The organism is Hyphomicrobiales bacterium (assembly GCA_017642935.1).
Taxonomy (GTDB): domain Bacteria; phylum Pseudomonadota; class Alphaproteobacteria; order Rhizobiales; family MH13; genus MH13.
Genome location: JAEPOK010000002.1, coordinates 1,156,497 through 1,176,995, shown reverse-complemented (window position 1 = coordinate 1,176,995; position 20,499 = coordinate 1,156,497). Strand labels below are relative to the sequence as shown.

Sequence of the window (20,499 nt, the reverse complement as noted above, 5' to 3'; positions counted from 1 at the left end):
AACAAAATCAAAAGCGGCACGCTTCGGCGTGCCGCTTTTTTGTGTCTGGCAATTTAGTTCAGCAGTGAAAAACCAAAAATGGCTCTGGCCTAAGCCATCGCCTGGCCACAATGGGCGCCGGAAAGAAACGCCAACTCGATGCGCGGCCCAAGCAGACCATCGCCGGCAACGCCAAGCGAGCCATCTGCGCTGAGCAGGAAGGGTTCGCCCAACGCTTCCTCGACCAGCGCATAGCGCCAGCGATGACCGGCGCCGTAGATCGGCTGGGGCACATCAACGCCCATCTCATCCTGAAAAAGGCGCAGAAGAACCGGCACCATGGCATCTCGCTCTTCTTCAATGTTGGTTGCTGAATAAGCAGCCGAAGCCTGCACCACCCACAGATCATGATCGCTCGTTCGATCAGGCCCACGCGCTGACTGGCGGCAAACCATGGAAAGCTGGCTCGCCTCGCCAAGCTCCGGCACATCGATCAGATCAAGCGGTTTGTCGAAAGCGGCAAGCAGCGTGTAACTTGGCGCATAGGAAATATCGCCAAGGCGCTGAAATACCTCGCCAAAAGCTTCCAGAAGGTTGAGCGCTTGCGGCGCGGGCGCTGTCACAATCACTTTGTCGAACGGTCCATGATGGGTGCCGTCCTTGTCAGAGAGCACATAGCCTTCGGCCACTTTGCCGATATGGGCGACCTCGAAACCCGTAGCGACGGCAATTCCATCCTGGCCTTCAAAACCGGCCTTCACCAAAGCCGCCATGCCCGGCTTGCCGATCATCGCGCCATCTCTGACGCTGTCCCAGACGTGCACCGCGCCCTTTTCGTGGAGCTCGGCAATGTATTGCGAGAAAGCCGGATCGCGGACGGTGGCGTACTGCGCGCCATGATCGAAGGCCCCGAACTCGGTCCGCCGTGTCGACAAACGCCCGCCAATACCGCGCCCCTTGTCGAAAACCTGCACGGCATGGCCCGCCGCCGCCAAGGTGCGGGCGGCCGCAAGGCCGGCCATACCAGCGCCAATCACTGCGACATCAAGGGTCATGAACGGGGCCTCGCCATTACTTCGATGCTTCCCATATAGCGAGCGATGAGCACAACTTCATCCCCAATCGATACGGCGGAAACCGAAAAGGTCGAACCGGCTTGCACGGTCTACTACGATGGCGCCTGCCCGCTCTGTCAGCGCGAGATCGCCATGTACCAGGGCATGGATGGATCCGAGGCCATCCGCTGGCATGATGTCAGCACCGACGGCACGGGCGCTGAAGATCTGGCGACCAGCGATGCCATGGCTCGCTTCCATGTCCGCCGTGCTGACGGAACGTTGGTGTCCGACGCGCGCGGGTTCTTCGAAGTGATGAAGACGATCCCGCGCCTGCGCTGGCTGGGTCATATGCTGTCCGTGCCGCCGATCCCCTGGATTGCGGAGGGCGCCTACAGGCTCTTCTTGCCCCTGCGCCCGGCCCTGAAACGCATCGTCCCCGCACCGAAGACCAAACCACGCAACGATGCCTGAGTTTCCCGCTTCCCGGCAGGCTGCACTGGATCGGCTGCGCGCTTTCGCGCCCAGGGCCGGCCGCGCCTATGCCGCGGGCCGCAACACAGATTTTGGCGCGCCGGACCAGCAGGCCGTCTCCATGCTGTCGCCCTATCTGCGCCGACGGATGATCACCGAGCGCGAGGTGGTGGCCGAAGTGTTGAAGCATCATGCGCCGGAGGCCGCCGAGAAGTTCATCCAGGAGGTGTTTTGGCGCACCTATTGGAAAGGGTGGCTCGAACTGCGGCCCGCCGTTTGGAACCACTATCTCGCCGAACGCGAGGTGGCGCTCGCCGGCCCACCGGAGGGATATCGGGCCGCCATTGAAGGTCGCACCGGCATAGAAGGGTTCGATGATTGGGCGCGCGAATTGGTCCAAACCGGCTGGCTGCACAACCATGCGCGCATGTGGTTCGCGTCCATTTGGATCTTTACGCTGAGGCTGCCCTGGGTGCTCGGCGCGGATTTTTTCTACCAGCACCTCGTCGATGCCGACCCAGCTTCCAATACGCTCTCCTGGCGCTGGGTGGCTGGCCTCCACACCAAGAGCAAGACTTATCTGGCGCGGCCCGACAACATCGAAAAGCACACCCAAGGCCGTTTCCGGCCGACCGATCTTGCGCCCTATGCCGAACCGGTGATTGACGGGTATGAAATCCCCGATCTGCTGCCGCCAAGACAGGCCGAGACCCGCGTGCCCGATGGACCCTATGCGCTGCTTCTTACGTCGGATGATCTGCATCCGGAAAGCTGGCCGGGCTATGACACCAACCCGCCCGCTCTTGTCATCCATGTCGGGCAATTGCCGCAGGAGGCCGAGCTCAACAGCGGGACCATCGCCGCAGGCTTCACACGCGAAGCGATCGAACACACGATCGAGCGCCTTGATCGCCCAAGCGCCAAAAGTGTCGCGACTAAAACGGCTTTGTCGCGACTAATGGGCGAGAAAGTCCTGAACGTTCTGGCCGTTCCCTACTGTTGTTCCGGAACAAGTCGAGCGTTTTTGAACGATGTTCTGGTTGATTTGCCGCAGGAGGGCATCGCCATCCACGAGGTGAAACGGACGTGGGACGATCACGCCTGGCCGCATGCGACGGCCGGATTTTTCAAGCTGAAGAAGAAAATTCCCAAGCTGCTCAGCCAGACAGGGCTGATCGCTTAGGCTGCCTGCTCCACGTCCAACCGACCCTCTTCCACGGCATGGCACGCGACCGAGCGCCCAGCGACCGTGATGCTTTGGGGAACCTCGGCTTTGCAGCGATCATTGGCGAACGGACACCGTGGGTGAAACACGCAGCCGGACGGCGGGTTGATCGGATTGGGGATCTCACCCTGCACCGGCTGCCGTTCACGGCCCACCTGGGCGATGGAGGGCACCGCATCAAGCAGCATGCGCGTATAGGGGTGCGCGGGATTGGAAAAAAGGTCTTGCGTATCAGAGACTTCCACCAGGCCGCCGAGATACATGACGCCAATACGGTTGGCCATGTAACGCACCACGGCCAGATTGTGGCTGATGAAAAGATAGGTGAGGCCAAGCTCATCCTGCAGGTCACGCATCAGGTTCAAGATCTGCGCCTGCACCGACACATCAAGCGCCGATGTTGGCTCATCGCAAACCAGAAACTCCGGGTTGGACGATAGGGCCCTGGCGATACAAAGACGCTGGCGCTGACCGCCAGAAAACTCGTGTGGGTACTTCACTGCGTCGCGCGCATCCAGGCCAACAAGCTCCAACAATTCGCCGACCCGCCGGTTGATCGCCGCTTCATCATCGATCAGGCCAAAAACCCGAATGGGCTCGGAGATGATCCGGTCGATCCGCCAACGCGGATTGAGACTGGCATAGGGATCCTGAAAGATCATTTGCATGCGGCGCCTTAGCGACGCCCGCGCGGCTTCATCGGCGTTGCCGTGCACCAACTGACCATCAACACGGATAAGCCCGTCGGTCGGGTTGAGCAGGCCAATAACCATTTTGGCGACCGTGGATTTGCCCGACCCGGATTCGCCGACCAGGGCAAAGGTTTCACCCTTCTTGATGTCGAACGAGACACCGGAAACGGCCGTCAGCATCTGCTCCGGCAAGCGCTCGATAACGCGGTTGAGCCAGGGTTTGGAGACGTTGAATTTTTTCACCAGCCCTTCGACTTCGACGAAAGAACTCATTCAGCCGCCTCCTTGGTGGCAAGATGGGTGTAGGCCGGATCATGCAGGAAGCAGGCGGCATGGGACTGATCAACCGGCATCAAATCCGGGCGCTTGGTGGCGCAGGGCTCGAACCGTCGCGGGCAGCGCGGATTGAAGGCGCAGCCTTCGGGCAGCCGGTCAAGGCGAGGCATCGATCCGTGGATCTGCGCCAACCGATCGCCTTCCGTCTCAAGGTCGGGGATCGCCCCCATCAAACCAACCGTGTAGGGGTGGTGCGGGTTATGCACGACGTCATTGACCGGTCCGATCTCGGCGATCCGACCGGAATACATGACGGCCACACGGTGCGCGGTTTCAGCGATCACGCCCATATCATGGGTTACCAGAATGACCGCTGTACCGCGCTCGGCGCACAGGCGTTTGAGCAGAGCGATCACCTGCGCCTGCACCGACACATCGAGCGCCGTCGTCGGCTCGTCAGCGATGATCAGTTCCGGTTCGGCGGCCAGCGCCAGCGCGATCACCACCCGTTGTCGCATCCCCCCGGAGAATTCATGCGGGAAGGCATCAAGGCGCTCAGATGCGGCCGGAATACCGACATCTTCCAGCAGCGAAACCGCCCGCTCGCGGGCCTGGGAATCGCTCATGCTCAGATGCGTCTGGATGGTCTCCGTCAGCTGCCGCCCGATGGAGTAGAGCGGGTTCAAACTGGTCAGCGGATCCTGGAAGATCATGGCGATTTTCTTGCCGCGGATCTTGCGCATCTCTTCAAGCGGCAAACCGTCAATGCGCTGGCCGTCCAGCGTAACCGTCCCGCCGCCGATGCGCCCAGGCGGTTCCAAAAGACCGATGATCGCCGCGCCTGTAATCGACTTGCCCGCCCCGGATTCGCCGACAAGACCAAGAACTTCGCCACGATGCACGTCAAAAGACACACCGTCGATGGCGCGCAAAAGCGCATGGCGCGTGGGAAACTCCACCACCAGGTCGCGCACTTGAAGCAATGCCTCTGGTGAGGAAGCGGCTGGCGTGAGGGTTTCGGATTCACTCATAACACTCAGCCCCTAGCGCAGTTTCGGGTTCAGCGCGTCGCGCAGCCAGTCACCCAGAAGGTTCACCGATAGCGCGAGCGCCAGCAGCGTGATTGCCGGGAACAACAGGATCCACCACTCGCCGGAGAACAGGAAGTCCTGACCGGTGTTGATCAGTGTGCCAAGCGACGGCGTGGTTTTCGGCATGCCAACACCCAGGAAGGACAAGGTCGCCTCGGCAATGATCGCCAGCGCCAGGCCGATGGTCGCGATCACCAGTACCGGCCCCATCACATTGGGTAGTACATGGCGGAGCATGATCGTGAACGGTTTGACGCCGATCACCCGCGCAGCCTGCACATATTCCTTGTTGCGCTCCACCAGCGTCGCCCCGCGCACGGTTCGGGCATATTGCACCCAGTCCGACAGCGCGATGGAGACGATCAATATCCACACCGCCAGATCGTTGCGCATGTCCGGAGGCACCAGCCCGCGCACAACGCCGAACACGAGCAAGGCGATGAGGATCGACGGGAAGGTCAACTGCACATCGGCGATGCGCATGATCACCACATCGGCCCAGCCGCCGCGATAACCGGCGATCAGGCCTAAGACGATGCCGATCACCATCGCCAGCGCCACCGCCGACACGCCCACGAAAAGCGAAATCCGCGAGCCGTAAAGGATGGTGGAAAAGATATCGCGGCCCTGATCGTCAGTGCCCAGCCAGTACACACTTCCGGTGAACTGGTTGGGCTCCAAAGGCGCAGTGAACCCATCCATCAAATTGAGCTCTGCCGGATTGAACGGATTTTGCGGCGAGATCAACGGCGCGAAAATCGAGGCCAGCACGATGATCAAAACGACGACAGCCGCGACGATCGCAACCGGCGAACGGGTGAAGGAGTACCAAACGTCGGAACGCTTGATGCGCGTAATCAAAGAGGGTGCTTCGGCCTTGGCGGCTTCGATCTTCTCGGCGACCGCCTTGGCGTCAACCAGGCTTTCGGATTTGTCGATGGATGTATCGCTCATGCTCAGCGCTCCTACTTCGATGTACGGCGCTCGACCCGCAAACGCGGATCCACAGCAAAATAGAGAAGGTCAACGATGAGATTGACCAGCACGAAGAACACGGCGATCAGCATCAGATAGGTCGCCATGACCGGGATATCGACGAAGTTGATGGCGTTGATGAACATCAGGCCAACGCCTGGCCACTGGAACACCGTCTCAGTGATGATGGCGAACGCAACAATCGAGCCCAGTTGCAAGCCAGTGATCGTGATCACCGGGATCATGGTGTTTTTCAGTGCATGACCGAAGTTCACCGCGCGTGCCGACAACCCGCGCGCCCGTGCAAACTTGATGTAATCGGTGCGCAGCACCTCTAACATTTCCGAACGCACCAGGCGCATGATGAGCGTCAGCTGATAGAGCCCCAGCGTAATGGCCGGCAGGATCAGTGATTGTAGGCCTGAACTGGTCAGAAAACCGGTCGTCCACCCCCCAATCTGAACCACTTCGCCACGCCCGTTGGAAGGCAGCCATTGCAGCTCAACAGCGAAAATCCAGATCAGCGCAATGCCGATCAAAAAGGTTGGAAGCGATACGCCTATCAGCGAGGTCGTCATGATCGCCGTGGCAATGAAGCCCTTCCGGCGCAACGCGGTGTAGACACCCAGCGCCAATCCGCCGATCAGTGCGAACAGGCCCGACACAAAGGCCAGTTCCAGTGTGGCTGGCAACCGCTCACCAATAAGCTGCGAAACCGGAACACCGGCACGGTAGGAGATACCAAACTCGCCTTGAACCGCACCCCAAAGGAAATTGAAATATTGAACCACAAAGGGGTCGTTGAGACCGAGGCGTTCGCGCAAATTCGCGATGTCCTCAAACGTGCGTTCCTGCCCAAGCAGGCTCTCGATGGGGTCGCCGACATAGCGGAACATCAAGAACGCGATCAATCCAACGATCAGAAGAACAACGACCGACTGGAAGACACGGCGGATGACGAAGGCAATCATGCGCGACCCTCATATGATGATGGCGGGCCACTAGAGCGGCCCGCCACCAGGTTTCGTTAATTGACGGTGACCCACCGCAGAATGAAGAAATTGTCCGAACGCGGAGAGACATCGACGCCGTCACGCACGCCCCAAAGGATCGGCTGCGAATAGAGCGGCACATAGGCCACTTCATCCTGATAAATCGCCGTTATCTCATCGAGCATGCCTTGACGAACGCCTTCATCGACCTCCGACTGAACGGCGGGCAAAAGCTCATCGACCCGAGCGTTGGAGAAGCCACCAAAGTTCCAGGAACCCAGGCGACGCTCTTCATTGGGCGTTGAGACCAGGAAGCGGATAGGGTGCTCGTGATCGAAGGTGCCGGGCGACCAGCCGAGCAGATACATATCGAAATTATCAGCCCGCAGTTCCGGCCAGTAATTGGCAACCGGCATCGTGTTGAGATCAACCGTGATGCCAACCTGCGCCAACATGCCGACCACGGCCTGACAGACGGCAGCATCATTGATGTAGCGATCGTTCGGGCACATCAGCGAGAACGTAAAGCCGTCCTCGTAGCCTGCTTCAGCAAGCAGCGCCCGCGCGCCATCGGGATTGTAGTCCAGACGGTCAGCATTGGCATCGGAGAAGCCGCGCATGTCGGGCGTCACCAGTTGCGCCACCGGCTCAACCGAACCGCGCATGATGGTGGTGTTGATCGCGTCGACATTAACCGCGTGATAGACCGCGCGGCGCACACGTTCATCGGCAAATGGATTGGGCGAACCGTCATAGGTCAGCGTTTCAGCTTCGTGCGGAAAGCCCAGCATCATGACGCGGGCTTCCTTGCCGACCATGACGTTCATGCCATCGGTGTTTTGCAGGCGCTCGACGTTCTGGATCGGCACCGGATTGATGAAATCAACGTCGCCAGCGATCAACGCCGCAAGCATCGTCGCATCGGACTGGATCGGCGTATAGATCGCCTCAGTGATATTATGCTCAACATCGCCCCACCAACCGTCAAACGGCTCAAGCACGGTGCGCACGCCCGGCGAGCGCTGGACCATCGCAAAAGCGGCCGTGCCATTGGTGTTGAGCGTGGTGTAGCGCTCTTCGTCGGTCGCAGGGGTTTCGGCGCCATTCTCGACCGCCCAATCGCGGTCCATGATCATGAAGTTGGCAATCGAGCCAGGAAAGATAGGGTTCGGCGCTGAGGTCATGAAATCGATGGTGTAATCATCAACCACATTCACTTCGGTCACAGTCGCAAACCAGGAACGCACGTCGGAGGTTTCGCCAGAAGCGCGCTCATAGGAAAAAAGCACGTCATCGGCAGTGAAATCCGCGCCATTGTGGAATGTCACACCTTCACGCAAATGGAACCGCCAGCCTTCATCGCCAAGCGCTTCCCAGCGCACGGCCAGTGCCGGTTCGACAGCCATCGTGCGGTCGCGGCGCACCAGGCCTTCATAGACATTGTTGAGGAAGCCAAGCACCGGCGCGGAAGACGCCGCATGCGGGTCCATGGTGTTGGGGTCGGACGTCGTTGCCCAGCGGAACGTTTCCGCCGATGCGGGCACTGCCGCTCCGAGCGCAACGGCAAGCGCCAGCGCAGAAACTGCCAGACGCGTTTTTGAGTGGGACATGATTGGTTTCCTCCAAAATACGGCCGCAGCGCGAGGATGCGGGGCCGTTCTATCCAAATACGGGCAAGGCTTTGGAAGCCTCAGACCCTGGCCCGGATAGTGGACGGACAGGGTGGCGGGGCAAGCCATAACCTTGCAAACCCCGCCACCTTAGCGACATCGTGTTCTACGCGGTCATCAATTGAACGTGAGGAACTTGAAGTGCGGCTGATCTTCAGGCTGCACGGGGAAGTCGATGTTCTCGCGCATGCCCCAGTTCAGCACCTGGTTGTGGATGGGGATGTAAAGAACATCCTCCTGCACCTGCGCCCAAATCTCGCCAATGGTGGCATTGCGGGCTTCCAGGTTGGTCTCCGACGCCAGTGAGACGATCATCTCATCAACCTCAGGATTGCTGTAGCCGGTGTTATTCCAGGACCCGTACTCATCCGTGGTCGAGTGAACGAGGAAGTTGAACACATACTCAGAGTCGAACGTCGGAACGCCCCAACCGAGCAGATAGAATTCTGTTTCCTGGTTCTGGATCAGCGGGAAGTGGTTGGCACGAGTCTGTGCTTCCAAGTTCGCCGTGATGCCAATCTGCGCGAGCATACCGACAACAGCCTGGCAGATCGCTTCATCGTTGATGTAGCGGTCGTTCGGGCAGTTGAAGATGATTTCAAAGCCATCCTCGTAGCCCGCCTCAGCCATCAGAGCGCGCGCCGCGTCGACGTCCGTTTCGGGAACAGTGTTCAGCTCTTCGGTCCAACCGTTGACGAACGGAGGCATGATGACGCCTGTTGGGTCAGACTGACCACGCATCACAACCTGACGGATCGCATCGCGGTTCACGGCGGTGTTGACCGCTTGGCGCACGCGCACATCGGCGAATGGGTTGGCGCCTTCGACGTTATCGGTCTCCAGATCATCCTCGCCCTGTTGCATGCCCAGGAAGATGACGCGGTTCTGTGCCGCCGTCACAACCTTCAGCCCATCCGTGCTGCCCACGCGATCAAGATCCTGCACTGGGATATCCTGGATGAGATCCACTTCACCCGAGAGAAGAGCGGCAACGCGTGTCGCCTGGTTCTGGATCGGGGTGTAGATGATCTCTGACACTTCCAGCGGGAACTCGCCAATACCCCAATAATCCGGGTTGGCGGTCAGCACGGTGCGCACCTCCGGCTCACGACTTGTCAGGCTGAAAGCGCCTGTGCCGTTGGCATTGCGGGCGGCGAAGCTGTCCTCGCCATTGGCGATGTCCTGAACGGCAACGACGTTGTTCGCCTCAGCCCAGCCCTGATCCATCATGAACAGGTTGGTCAGGTTGTTCGGGAACAGCGGGTTCGGCCCTTCGGTGCGGATGTGCACCGTGTAGTCGTCAACCTTGATCACTTCAGCGACCGAAGCGAGCAGCTCTTTCATCGCCGATGTTTCGGACATGGCGCGGTTCAGTGAGAACACGACGTCGTCGGCGTTGAACTCGGCACCGTCGTGGAAGGTCACGCCCTCGCGCAGGTTGAATTCCCAGATAGTCGGATCGCTGTCCAGCGGCGCCCAATCGGTGGCAAGCGCCGGAATGATCGCGCCGGACATGTCACGCTGCAGAAGACCTTCATACATCTGGTGAGCGAGCGTATGAGTCGGACCCTCATTTTGCGCATGCGGATCAAGGGTCAGCGAATCGCCGACACGCGCCCAGCGCAGCGTCTCTGCGTTGGCAGCACCGGCGAGCATCGTTGCGCCCATGAGCACCGCAGCGGAGCGGATGAGTGTGGATTTCATGTATGTAACTCCCTGTTGCATCGCCGCGATCTTTGTGACCTGCGTGCGATGGAGGCCTGCATCTAAACGCATGGCGTAGGGCTTGTCACCTATGTTCGCTGTGCACAATCAACGCCAAGCGCTCAAGGAAGAGGCAGCGATGTCTTTTTCAGCAGCCGAACGTTGGCCACGTAGCGTCAGCGCGCCGACCCTGCCTCCGGGTCATCCCACCAATTGGGAATAAAGCGTTCGACCTCGGCGAGCAGAAGCACCACCTGCTCTGCCTGATGATCAATGATCGCTCGGCCATCCTCTTCGCTGGCAGCAGCAGCATTGCCGACAGCGCCGGAGGCGTTGAGATCATCGCCCATCCAGCCCATCCCCACCGGACCGTAGGCGCGCAGGAGAGAGAACTCCGCCGCCAGCTCGCTTTGCAGGGACAGAAACTTTCCCGTTTGCTCGCGATCGACCAAATCAGGCCTCAGCGCCAACATGATCGCCGTTTCCAACTGCCCGCCGTGAATATCGACCGCCCGTTCATCGGACGCGATGACCCCGTCCGGCAGGCCAAGCCGCATCCAATTGGTCGCCACGCACAGCATGCCCAACTCGGCGCGAATGGCATGGCTTGCATCGACCATGACGCCGACATTGCCGCCATGAGCGTTGATGATCACCAGTTTGCGCAGCCGGGCCCGCGCAACCCCGCGCGCGATCTCCATGATCAGCCGGAACGTCAGATCGCGACCAAGCGATAGGGTGCCGGCACGGTTTGTGTGTTCGACCGAATTGGTGACCGCCAGCGTAGGCAAAACCACCACCTTCGCATCCTCTGACAAGCGAGCGACGACAGCCTCCACCATCCCATCAGCGATCGCCGTATCGGTGCTCAGCGGCAGGTGCGGGCCGTGCTGTTCGGTGGCACCCAAGGGAAGAACCGCCACATGGTCATGGAACTGACCTGCATCAAAGGCGTTGAAGGGTGTTTGGGTCCAATACCGGACAACCATCGTAGGTCTCACTGTTGGAGGGGGCACTCCGCATCATGACCATTCCTTTTTCGGTCCTGGCAAGTACGGATTTTTCTGCACGAGCCTTTGGTTGCGCTTGCACAATATTATCGATGCAGGCGATATACTGAATTTACTGGGCATTGTGGGGGCTTTTTATTGTTTAACCACCTAAAGACTGTAACATTTCGCTTGGTACAAGCTTCCAAAGCTTATCGCCAGCGATCCGCAAATGTGCTTGCCGAATTGAGCCTGCATCCCGGTCAGGATCAGATCCTCAAGGCGCTCGCCGATCAGGACGGTCAAACGATGGGATCGCTGGCGCAAGCGCTGTCTGTGCAACCGCCGACGATCACCAAAATGGTGGCCCGGCTGGGCGCACAAGGCCTGGTCGACCGGCGCCCGAGCGTGGAGGATGGCCGATCCTCGCGCGTCTTCCTCACCGATAAGGGGCGCAGTCTCATCGACGATCTTGATTCGCGCCTGAAACGTATGGAGCGGGACGCGCTGAAGGGTTTTTCGGACAAGGAGCGGAAACGGTTACGCAAAGCGCTCCGACAGCTGGAAGGCAATCTCAACGCCGATCTCGATCAAGAGACCGTTGTTGGGGATGATATCGCCGATGCAAGCTTTGATAGCGACAAGGACGTCGCTAGCGGCACTTCCGATTCCACCCCGCAATAGACCTCGTCCTATGGCGGTGATACGCACCGCCCATGACCCCGCCTTCGGCTGACACTGTTTCGACCCCATCGCCAAAAACTACCTCCACCGTTGGCGCCATTGCGCTGATGGTGGTGGCCGTTGGCATGTTCGGTTTTCTGGATGCGACGGCGAAGTTCCTATCCGAAAGCCTGCCGGTCATCCAGGTCGTCTGGATGCGCTTCGTCATGCATCTGGTCTTGGCGATCGGGTTCTTGCAGATTTGGCAGGGTTTTGACCGGTTCCGCACGACACGGCCATTGCTCCAGATCGGTCGCGGGCTTTTCTTGCTCGGCACGACCATTTTCAATTTCTGGGCCCTACAATATCTCCAACTGGCCGAAACCGCCTCGATCATGTTCGCCGGGCCGATTGTGGTGGCCGCGCTGGCCGTCCCCTTGCTTGGCGAAAAGGTTGGACCGCGCCGCTGGGCGGCCATCTTGGTCGGCTTCATCGGCGTTCTCGTGGTTACCCGCCCCGGCCTGGATGGTCTCGGCTGGCCGGCGCTGATCTCCGTCGGCGCGATGGTGAGCTTCGCCCTCTACTCGCTGGCCACCAGAGTCCTAGCCCAAACCGAAAATGAAGCCGGTTTGGTTCTCTTCACGGCCCTGATCCCGGCGCTGGCGCTCGCACCATGGGCCATCGCGGTCTGGCAGTGGCCGAGCGACACTTTGACCTGGGCGTTGATGCTACTCACCGGCATCTTGGGTGGCGGAGGCCATTGGCTTCTCATCAAAGCCCATCAAGGCGCGGGCGCCTCGACGTTGGCACCGTTTATGTACACCCAGATCGTTTGGATGGTGCTCCTCGGCTGGCTGGTGTTCGCCGACATTCCGACCCTCTGGACGATCCTCGGTGCCTCGATCATCATCGGGTCCGGGCTTTACTTGCTCTATCGCGAAGAGGTGGTGCGGCGCCGGGCCAAGGCGCATTCAGGCGCAGGCACGACAACCTCAAGAGACCTTCCAACCTGATGCAGGCTCACCATGATGCAGACCATCAAAGCTTTTGACCGAATTGGCGAGGAAAATGCTTTCGCCGTGCTCGCCCGTGCCCATGCCTTGGCCACAACCGGACGCTCAGTGATCAATCTCGGCATTGGGCAACCGGACTTTCAGACACCGGGCCATATCGTCGAAGCCGCAGTCAAGGCGCTCAAAGAGGGCCATCATGGCTACACCGATGCCCGCGGCGTCCCGGCTGTACGCGAGGGTGTCGCCCGTTACACCTTGGATCGGACGGGCGTTGAAGTTTCGCCGGAAAGCGTGCTGATTGTGCCCGGCGGCAAGGTGACCATGTTCGCGGCGATCTTGATGTTTGGCGAGCCAGGCGCGGAAATCCTCTATCCCGATCCAGGTTTTCCCATCTACCGCTCAATGATTGAGTTCACGGGCGCGACGCCAATACCCATTCCGATCACGCAGGAGAATGGGTTCGCGTTCAAAACCGACGATGTGCTCGCCCGCATCACACCGGCGACGCGCCTTATCATCGTCAATTCGCCAGCCAACCCAACCGGCGGCGTCACACCGAAGGCGGAGATCGATGCCCTGGTGAAGGGTCTCGAAGCCCACCCCAATGTCGCAATCCTGTCTGATGAAATCTACGAGCGCATGACCTATGGCCCAGACAGCCCCGCCGACAATCATGTATCGCTGCTCACCTATCCCTCGATCCGCGACCGCCTCATCTTGTTGAATGGCTGGTCGAAGACTTGGGCGATGACCGGATGGCGCATGGGTTGGTCCATCTGGCCCAATGGGCTTTACGACAAAGCGCGCAAGCTGGCGGTCAACTGCTGGTCTTGTGTCAACGCCCCGGCGCAATGGGCAGGGCTCGCCGCGCTCGATGGCCCGCAAGATGCCGTGGACGCCATGATGAGGGCCTTTGCCGCCCGCCGGCGGCTGGTCGTGGATGGGTTGAACGATCTGCCAAACGTGTCCTGCATCGAGCCAGAAGGTGCTTTCTACGCCTTTCCCGACATCTCCAAGACCGGTTGGCAAGCCAAGCCGCTCGCCAACGCCCTGCTTGATCAGACCGGCGTGGCCCTTATCGGCGGGCCGGATTTCGGCACCCTGGGCGAAGGCTTCATCCGCGTGTCCTACGCCGCCTCGGCTGAACAAATCGAGGAAGCGCTGGGCCGAATGAAAAGCTTTCTAGAAACTTAGGCCTTGACCTAACTTTTCGATTGCTTTTAGTTAGGCAAATGCCTAACAATCTCGATCTCACCTTCAAGACACTCGCCGACCCCACGCGGCGAGCCGTGCTCATCCGTCTGACCAGCGGGCCCGCACCGGTAACGGACCTAGCGGCGCCGTTCGACATGGCCCTGCCCTCCTTCATGCAGCATGTGCGCCTGCTCGAAGACGCCGGATTGGTGACGACGCAAAAGCAGGGTCGCACCCGCATCTGCAGCCTAGAGCCCGACGCCCTGACTGATGTGGAAAACTGGCTCAGCCGTCAACGCTCGGCCTGGAATGCCCGCTTCGACCGCTTGGAAACCTATCTGGATGGGGAGACTTCCGATGACGCATGATGACCAACTCGATCTCATCATTACCCGCGAGCTCAAAGCTCCGCGAGCCAAGCTTTGGCGTGCATGGACAGAGGCCGATCTGCTTGCCCAATGGTGGACACCCGCGCCCTGGACCACGGAAGTCAAAGCGCTCGATGTGCGCCCAGGCGGCGCGTTCAATACTGTTATGAAAGGTCCGGACGGCGAGCGCCACGAGGGGCCAGGCGCCTTCATTCATGTCGAGCCCGGGCGGGTCATCGTTTTCACCTCCGTTCTGGAGGAAGGCTGGCGGCCCGTCGCCGAGCCGGGCTTTCCAATGACGGCGACGATCACCATGGAGGATCAAGGATCGGGGAGCCGCTACACCGCTCATGTGCTGCATGCGAGTGAAGCGGACAGGAAGCAGCATGAAGAGATGGGATTCTTCGACGGCTGGAACACGATGATCAGCCAGCTCGACGAGTTGGCGTCAGGCTTGGAGGATTGATGATGGCCATTGCGCACGCCAGCTTCTCCATCAAACGCACGTTCAAACATCCGCCAGCCAAGGTCTTTGAGGCCTTCGCTGAGCAAGACAAGAAACATCATTGGTTCGTTGCCAGCGACGGCCCGGAATGGACGACGAAGCGCTACGGCTTGGACTTCACTGTCGGTGGCAGGGAACATGGCGAATGGGTCGGACCGGACCGTATCGCCCATACCAATGAAACGACCTATCTGGACATCGTTGACAACGAGCGCATCGTCTATGCCTACACCATGGCGATGGACGGCGTTGTCCACTCCGCCTCACTGGCAACCATCCAGTTCCTAGCTGACGATGCGGGCACGCAGCTCACCTATTGTGAGCAAGGCGCCTACTTCCAAGGTTCCGACGGAATCGAAGGGCGCGAAAAGGGATGGGCCTGGCTGCTCGATCATCTTGAAAAGGCGCTAGCCTAAACCAGCAATTCCATGACCAACCCGGTGAGGATCGGGATCGGCGCTGAGACGATGAGCCGTTCGACAATCACCTTTTTCGGCACCGTTGCCAGTTCCCAGATCAACAACCGGTTGAGACTGACCAGCGCCCAAGCCGTCACATAGACGACCACGATGGGCACCGAGGCACCGGCCTTAATGGCCGCTGCACCGAGCGCAAATCCAACCACCGGCCCGCCGGGCGTCAACGCGCCGATCACATAGGCAATGGCGTAACCTGCCGCACCAGACCCCTCGCCAAGATACGTCTCGGCCAGTTCCGGCGGCATCAGTGCGGCGACAAATCCGGCACCCAAGATGCCGACCGTCAGAGCTGGCAGAACCGCGAGAAGCTGGTCCCATGCCTCGCGGAACCCCACACCGACTGAAGCGCGATCGCGCCGCGCGGCCATGATGACCATGACGGCAGCAACCAGGTAGAGCACCACGGCGAAACCAAGGACGATCATTCTTCGATCTCCGGCTTTGGCTTGGCCTTGTCTGCCTCTCTTTCCTCCTCGGTGCGGCCAGGCAGCATGCGTGCAGCCAGCCCGCAAAGGATCGGCACCGGTAGGGAGATCAGCGTGCGCAGGATCACGAACTCCGCGCCGAAAAACGACAATTCCCATACGATCGCGCGGTTGATCCCAATGGTCAGCCAAGCGGTGATGAACGCGATCGTGGAGCCGCGATCGGCACCCGAGAGGTAGAGCGCCGTGGCAATCGGAAAGATCGTCATTGGCCCGCCGGGAATGATCGCCCCCGCCAACGTCGCCACGAACAAACCGCGCAAGCCGGAGCGCTCACCGATCCAGCGCGCTACCACCTCTTTGGGCAAAAGAATGCGCAGAAAAGCCGCGACCAGGACGCCTGCAGCAACCTTCGGCAACACCGTCAACCAGAGCACGGCATCGTCGCGCAGGATTTGGGCGAACCGCTCCCACCCATCGCGCAGAAAGACGCCCAGCGCCGCGCCCACGGACAGCACCAGAATGAACAAAAACCCAATGTCTTTGTGCAGCGGCTGGCGTTTTGGTCCTGCCATCAGGCCACCAACACGATGAGGATGATCGACAGGCCAATCAGGGCAATGCCAGCAACCTCACGCGTACTGACCGGCTCTTTGAAATAGAGCCAGCTGGTGAGCGTTGAAAAAATCAGCTCCACCTGCGCCAGTGCCTTCACCAGCGCCGCCGTCTGCAAGGTGAGCGCGGTGAACCAGCCGATGGACCCGGCGACACCCGCCAAGGCGACGAGCCCGCTTTCGCGCCAAAGCCCAAGTGTCTTGGTGACCTGTCCCGGCTCACGCCAGCGCAGCCATGTGCCCATGATGATCGTCTGGACCAGCGTCGCCGACGCCAACGTCCAACCGGCCCGCACAAAGGCACTGGAGTCGCCCAAAGACAAAGACGCGCCGCGGTAGCTTACCGAGGCCATGGCGAAGGCGGCACCAGCGCCCACCCCAAACAGCACCGCCTTGTCGGCCAAGTTGAGGGCGCGCAGACCATCTTCACGACGCTTGAAGGCCATCAAGGCCACACCAGCGATGCCGATCAAAACGGCGATCAACCCCCAGAACGATAACAGCTCACCCAAGACAACCGCCGCGAACACCGCCGCCTGAAGGGCTTCGGTTTTCGAATAGGCCGTGCCGATGGCGAACGGTCCATGGGCGAAACTGGCAAGCAGCAGATAGGTCGCACCGATCTGCGCCACGGCACCTGCGATCAAGAACGTCATGAAAGTGTGGGAAGGCACGCCAGGCACCCAACCGGTCAAGCTTGAGACCAGCAATGCGTAGGCAAGCGCCAACGGAAAAGCGAACACGAAGCGCGAGAAGGTTGCGCCTCCCGTCGAGAGCCGCCCCGTCAATCGCTTTTGCAACAGCGAGCGCAGGTTCTGCAAAAAGGCAGCGGCGATGACGATGGGAATCCAGAGAGGCATGCGCCGGAACTCTTACCATCATGGCCAGGGCCAGCACCATGCCCGGCCGAGCATGGCTGCTATTCAAGCGGCAAGACGATCAATGACAGTCAGTCCAGATCGCGATAGCTGATGAGTTCAACGCCAAGGTTCTTGACGGCGTCCACCACGCGCGGATCGGTCAAAACCGCAAGACAGGCCGCGCGGTCCTCGGCGACGTCTTCATAGCCGTCATGACCTTGCGCGCGCATTTCGTCGGAAAGCACAGCGGGGTGATCGACAAAGATCGACGCGCCTGACGCCAGGTTCGATACCATCTCGACAAAGGACGCGACCCGCGCCTCAGCATCGCGTGGGAAGGGCGAATACCCGGCGACACGCGGCAAGCCATCGGTTCCGAGCGGGTCATCACGCAGATCGAAATGCTCTGCCAGAGATCGAACCATCTCCCCCAAACGCGGATCGACATCCTCAAAATGCCGGGTCATGTGGGAGCTGATGTGGCTTGCCTGCGGAAACAGCCTTGTTCCGAGCTCAATCTGGGCGCGGAACTCCGCTTCCACCTCGGCAAGGTTCCATGCGCTCGCTTCGAAACGAGGGCGAAAGAACCCATGGTCATCCGCCAGCGTTGGCGCATGCGTCAGCGGTCGCCATTTCACCCGGTCCCACTCACTGGTCAGCGTCAGATGGATGCCAATGTCGACACCCGGCAGATTGGAAAATCGATCCGCCGCGTCACACACCCAGGCGCCCGGCATCATCACCTCTATGGAGCGCGCGACCCCATCGCGCACCGCACGCTCGCAGCCCTGATTGGCCGCGAGGCTCGTGCCGGCGTCATCGACGCGAACAAGAAGCCGGGCGTTGGACGGCGTCAGAAATTCACTCCGCAGGCTTAGGCGCTTCGTCTTTGGCCGGATCGCTCGACGGGCTTGGTACATCCTTGCCCGCCGTCAAGCGCGCCAGGAAGATACCGCCGCCGGTGAGCACCGCGCCGACAACATCAGAAATCAGGCTGCCTTCGATCAGGAACAGCGCCGCGATCAGGAACATGACCCGTGGCACCTGCGGCAACCGACCGGTGAAGAAGTAGCCCTGCACGCCGCCCGAAAGCAGACACACTCCGATGGAGGCCGTGACCAAAGCGCGCGTGATCTCCAGCCATGTCCCGTCAGCCAGAAGCGCCGGGTTGTAGAAGAACATGAATGGCACGATGAACGCGGCCAGACCGATCTTGAACGAGGTCACCGATGTGCCCATCGGATTGGCGCCGGATATCCCCGCTGCCGCGTAACTGGCTAGCGCCACTGGCGGCGTGATCGCCGAGACCACCGCATAATAGAACACGAAGAAGTGGGCGGTCAGCGGATTGATGCCAAGCTGAATAAGGCCCGGTGCCACCACCGAGGCGGCCACCGCATAGGCTGCCGTCGTCGGCATGCCCATGCCGAGCAGAATGGAGATGCACATGGCGAAAAACAGTGCCAGCAACTGGCTGGTGTCGGCCAGACCGAGGAGCAAGGAGGAGAACCGTGCACCAACACCGGTCAATGAAATCACGCCAACAATGATGCCCGCACAGGCACAGACGGCGATGATCTGGATCGACATGGTTCCGGCCAGATTGAAGGCCCGATAGATGTCGCGCGGGGTCATCTTGTTAGGCGAAAGCCAGGAGACCACGGCAGCGGCAGCGGTTGCCAACGTACCAGCCCGGATCACCGAATAGCCCATGAACAGCGCCACGATCAAGATGATGATCGGCAGGAACAGATAGACGTGCTTGGCCAGTTCCTTGAACTTCGGCAGCTCGTCCTCGCGCATGCCGCGCATGCCAAGCTTGCGCGCCTCAAAATCGACCATGAAGAAGATCGAGCCGAAATAGAGCACCGCCGGGATGATCGCAGCCACCGCGATCTCGGTGTAAGGAATGCCCGTGATCTCGGCCATGATGAACGCGCCAGCGCCCATAATCGGCGGCATGATCTGACCACCGGTCGACGCGCCAGCCTCAATGGCACCGGCCGATTTGGGCGGATAGCCGATCTTCTTCATCAGCGGGATGGTCAGCGACCCGGTGGCCACAACGTTACCGGCCGATGTGCCGTTGATCATGCCCATCAGGCCGGACGCAAAGATGGCAACCTTCGCCGGTCCACCGCGCGTGCGACCAGCAGCAGCAAAAGCGAAGTTGACGAAGTAATCGCCGACCTTGGAGGCCTGAAGGAACGCAGCAAAGATGATGAAGAGGATGATGTAGGTCGAGGACACCGCGGTGGTTGGCCCGAGGATACCGGCATCCGAATAAACGTGGCCGAAGAACCGCTGCCAGGTGTAGGCGTTCTGCACCGCAAGGATGCCCGGCAGCAGGTGCGCGGTGAAGGTGTAGGCGAGGAATATGAAGGTGATCGCGACCAGCGCGAGACCGGCCACGCGGCGCGTCAGCTCCAGGATCAGCGCTGCGCCAGCGGTCGCGGCAAAGGCCACGCCGATTGGCACGAAGGGGGTGCCGACCGAGTTACGGGCGGCAGTACCGTAGATGGCAAGCAGATAAATTGCGGCGACAATGCCAGTCAGTGCCAGCACAAGATCACTGGCGGCAAAATGCTCACGGCCGCGCCGTTCCACCCAGCTTAGCGCGATGCCGCCCAGCGAGGCGATCAGCAAAGGCACGCCGAACCACATGACTTCGCGCTCATAAAGCGGCGTTCCCTCAAACGAGGCCCACGTCGGCAGGCCACCCATTTCAGGCAGCGTGCCGGAGGCGACGGTGCGAGCAAAATCCAGCGCGGTCACGAGCGAAATCAGCGCCGGAATCAAGAGAAGCAGCGCAGCGACACTGATCGCTGGCGTGCGCTTGCCATGATTGGCGCTGTTGAACGGATAGGCGGCAAACAGCAGGAATCCAAGTCCAAGCGCACCGGCAATATGGACGATGCGGAAGTTCCAGGTTTCAAGCGGCAGTTGCGGCAGCAACGGAAGTTCAATCCCGGTGATGCCGGAGATCGAAATGCCGTTCAGCGCGATCATGTGGAAGGAGGCGTAGACAACCGAGATAAAGCCGATCAGGGCAAGCGCCCAGCCGGCATAAAGGCGACGGTTCGGCTCGACAGCCTCCTCATCGACGCCTTCGGCCAGAACGATCGGGTCGGACATAACCGGCTCGCGGATCATAGCGGCCTCGCGAATGGCATCATCGCTCACGCGCGGATCGTGCGGCGGCAGGTCCGCTTGGCGCTCACCACCACTTTCGGCAGCCTGCGGCGCATCAACTTTG

Annotated in this window: 21 protein-coding genes; 8 read left to right on the top strand and 13 right to left on the bottom strand. The window is 60.4% G+C overall.

Annotated elements, in window-relative coordinates; genetic code table 11:
* Positions 1 to 89: 89 nt before the first annotated feature.
* On the bottom strand, positions 90 to 1,034 hold the full coding sequence (locus tag JJ917_14990) for an FAD-dependent oxidoreductase (protein MBO6700132.1): 945 nt from the start codon (positions 1,032 to 1,034) through the stop codon (positions 90 to 92).
* A 45-nt stretch (positions 1,035 to 1,079) separates the two neighbouring features.
* Here JJ917_14990 and JJ917_14985 point away from each other — a divergent pair, with 45 nt between their 5' ends.
* Positions 1,080 to 1,508: a DUF393 domain-containing protein gene (locus JJ917_14985; protein ID MBO6700131.1), complete on the top strand. Its 429-nt coding sequence runs from the start codon at positions 1,080 to 1,082 to the stop codon at positions 1,506 to 1,508.
* Positions 1,501 to 2,691, top strand: coding sequence for a deoxyribodipyrimidine photolyase (locus tag JJ917_14980; protein MBO6700130.1), 1,191 nt, complete (start codon positions 1,501 to 1,503; stop codon positions 2,689 to 2,691). The genes JJ917_14985 and JJ917_14980 overlap by 8 nt, the downstream gene beginning before the upstream one ends.
* On the opposite strand, the gene JJ917_14975 is transcribed toward JJ917_14980, so the two are convergent.
* The 7 genes from JJ917_14975 to JJ917_14945 form a co-directional block, all read right to left on the bottom strand.
* Positions 2,688 to 3,698 carry an ATP-binding cassette domain-containing protein gene (locus tag JJ917_14975; GenBank protein ID MBO6700129.1) on the bottom strand — a complete coding sequence of 337 codons (1,011 nt, stop codon included), beginning with the start codon at positions 3,696 to 3,698 and terminating at the stop codon, positions 2,688 to 2,690. The genes JJ917_14980 and JJ917_14975 overlap by 4 nt on opposite strands.
* Positions 3,695 to 4,732: an ABC transporter ATP-binding protein gene (locus JJ917_14970; protein MBO6700128.1), complete on the bottom strand. Its 1,038-nt coding sequence runs from the start codon at positions 4,730 to 4,732 to the stop codon at positions 3,695 to 3,697. The genes JJ917_14975 and JJ917_14970 overlap by 4 nt, the downstream gene beginning before the upstream one ends.
* 12 nt (positions 4,733 to 4,744) lie before the next feature.
* Positions 4,745 to 5,746: an ABC transporter permease gene (locus tag JJ917_14965; protein MBO6700127.1), complete on the bottom strand. Its 1,002-nt coding sequence runs from the start codon at positions 5,744 to 5,746 to the stop codon at positions 4,745 to 4,747.
* Between the two features lie 11 nt (positions 5,747 to 5,757).
* Positions 5,758 to 6,738 carry an ABC transporter permease gene (locus tag JJ917_14960; GenBank protein ID MBO6700126.1) on the bottom strand — a complete coding sequence of 327 codons (981 nt, stop codon included), beginning with the start codon at positions 6,736 to 6,738 and terminating at the stop codon, positions 5,758 to 5,760.
* Between the two features lie 56 nt (positions 6,739 to 6,794).
* Positions 6,795 to 8,369 (bottom strand): ABC transporter substrate-binding protein, encoded by a 1,575-nt coding sequence (locus JJ917_14955; GenBank protein ID MBO6700125.1) that lies wholly within the window; start codon positions 8,367 to 8,369, stop codon positions 6,795 to 6,797.
* A 177-nt stretch (positions 8,370 to 8,546) separates the two neighbouring features.
* A complete protein-coding gene (locus JJ917_14950) occupies positions 8,547 to 10,133 on the bottom strand; it encodes an ABC transporter substrate-binding protein (GenBank protein MBO6700124.1) in 1,587 nt (528 codons plus the stop codon).
* Positions 10,134 to 10,309: 176 nt separating this feature from the next.
* A complete protein-coding gene (locus tag JJ917_14945; protein ID MBO6700123.1) occupies positions 10,310 to 11,122 on the bottom strand; it encodes a creatininase family protein in 813 nt (270 codons plus the stop codon).
* Between the two features lie 87 nt (positions 11,123 to 11,209).
* On the opposite strand from JJ917_14945, the gene JJ917_14940 reads away from it, so the two are divergent.
* From JJ917_14940 to JJ917_14915, 6 genes are read left to right on the top strand one after another with little or no spacing between them, the layout of a single operon-like run.
* Positions 11,210 to 11,806, top strand: a complete 597-nt coding sequence (locus tag JJ917_14940; GenBank protein ID MBO6700122.1) for a MarR family transcriptional regulator — start codon at positions 11,210 to 11,212, stop codon at positions 11,804 to 11,806.
* A 32-nt stretch (positions 11,807 to 11,838) separates the two neighbouring features.
* A complete protein-coding gene (locus JJ917_14935) occupies positions 11,839 to 12,798 on the top strand; it encodes a DMT family transporter (protein MBO6700121.1) in 960 nt (319 codons plus the stop codon).
* A gap of 12 nt (positions 12,799 to 12,810) precedes the next feature.
* Positions 12,811 to 13,992 (top strand): pyridoxal phosphate-dependent aminotransferase, encoded by a 1,182-nt coding sequence (locus JJ917_14930; protein MBO6700120.1) that lies wholly within the window; start codon positions 12,811 to 12,813, stop codon positions 13,990 to 13,992.
* A 38-nt stretch (positions 13,993 to 14,030) separates the two neighbouring features.
* Complete coding sequence (locus tag JJ917_14925; protein ID MBO6700119.1) at positions 14,031 to 14,360, top strand: helix-turn-helix transcriptional regulator; 330 nt, start codon at positions 14,031 to 14,033, stop codon at positions 14,358 to 14,360.
* Positions 14,350 to 14,826, top strand: coding sequence for an SRPBCC family protein (locus JJ917_14920; GenBank protein MBO6700118.1), 477 nt, complete (start codon positions 14,350 to 14,352; stop codon positions 14,824 to 14,826). The genes JJ917_14925 and JJ917_14920 overlap by 11 nt, the downstream gene beginning before the upstream one ends.
* Entirely contained in the window at positions 14,826 to 15,281 is a 456-nt protein-coding gene (locus tag JJ917_14915; GenBank protein MBO6700117.1) for an SRPBCC family protein, read from the top strand. The genes JJ917_14920 and JJ917_14915 overlap by 1 nt, the downstream gene beginning before the upstream one ends.
* On the opposite strand, the gene JJ917_14910 is transcribed toward JJ917_14915, so the two are convergent.
* The 5 genes from JJ917_14910 to JJ917_14890 all read right to left on the bottom strand — a co-directional run bounded on the left by JJ917_14910 (position 15,278) and on the right by JJ917_14890 (position 20,396).
* Positions 15,278 to 15,769 carry a hypothetical protein gene (locus tag JJ917_14910; GenBank protein ID MBO6700116.1) on the bottom strand — a complete coding sequence of 164 codons (492 nt, stop codon included), beginning with the start codon at positions 15,767 to 15,769 and terminating at the stop codon, positions 15,278 to 15,280. The genes JJ917_14915 and JJ917_14910 overlap by 4 nt on opposite strands.
* Positions 15,766 to 16,344 (bottom strand): permease, encoded by a 579-nt coding sequence (locus JJ917_14905; GenBank protein ID MBO6700115.1) that lies wholly within the window; start codon positions 16,342 to 16,344, stop codon positions 15,766 to 15,768. Before JJ917_14905 ends, JJ917_14910 begins: the two co-directional genes overlap by 4 nt.
* Positions 16,344 to 17,243, bottom strand: coding sequence for a DMT family transporter (locus JJ917_14900; GenBank protein ID MBO6700114.1), 900 nt, complete (start codon positions 17,241 to 17,243; stop codon positions 16,344 to 16,346). The genes JJ917_14905 and JJ917_14900 overlap by 1 nt, the downstream gene beginning before the upstream one ends.
* Positions 17,244 to 17,332: 89 nt before the next feature.
* A complete protein-coding gene (locus JJ917_14895; GenBank protein MBO6700113.1) occupies positions 17,333 to 18,163 on the bottom strand; it encodes a ChbG/HpnK family deacetylase in 831 nt (276 codons plus the stop codon).
* The gene (locus JJ917_14890) at positions 18,105 to 20,396 is read right to left on the bottom strand and encodes a TRAP transporter permease (GenBank protein ID MBO6700112.1); all 2,292 of its coding nucleotides are present in this window, start codon (positions 20,394 to 20,396) and stop codon (positions 18,105 to 18,107) included. The genes JJ917_14895 and JJ917_14890 overlap by 59 nt, the downstream gene beginning before the upstream one ends.
* Positions 20,397 to 20,499: the final 103 nt, after the last annotated feature.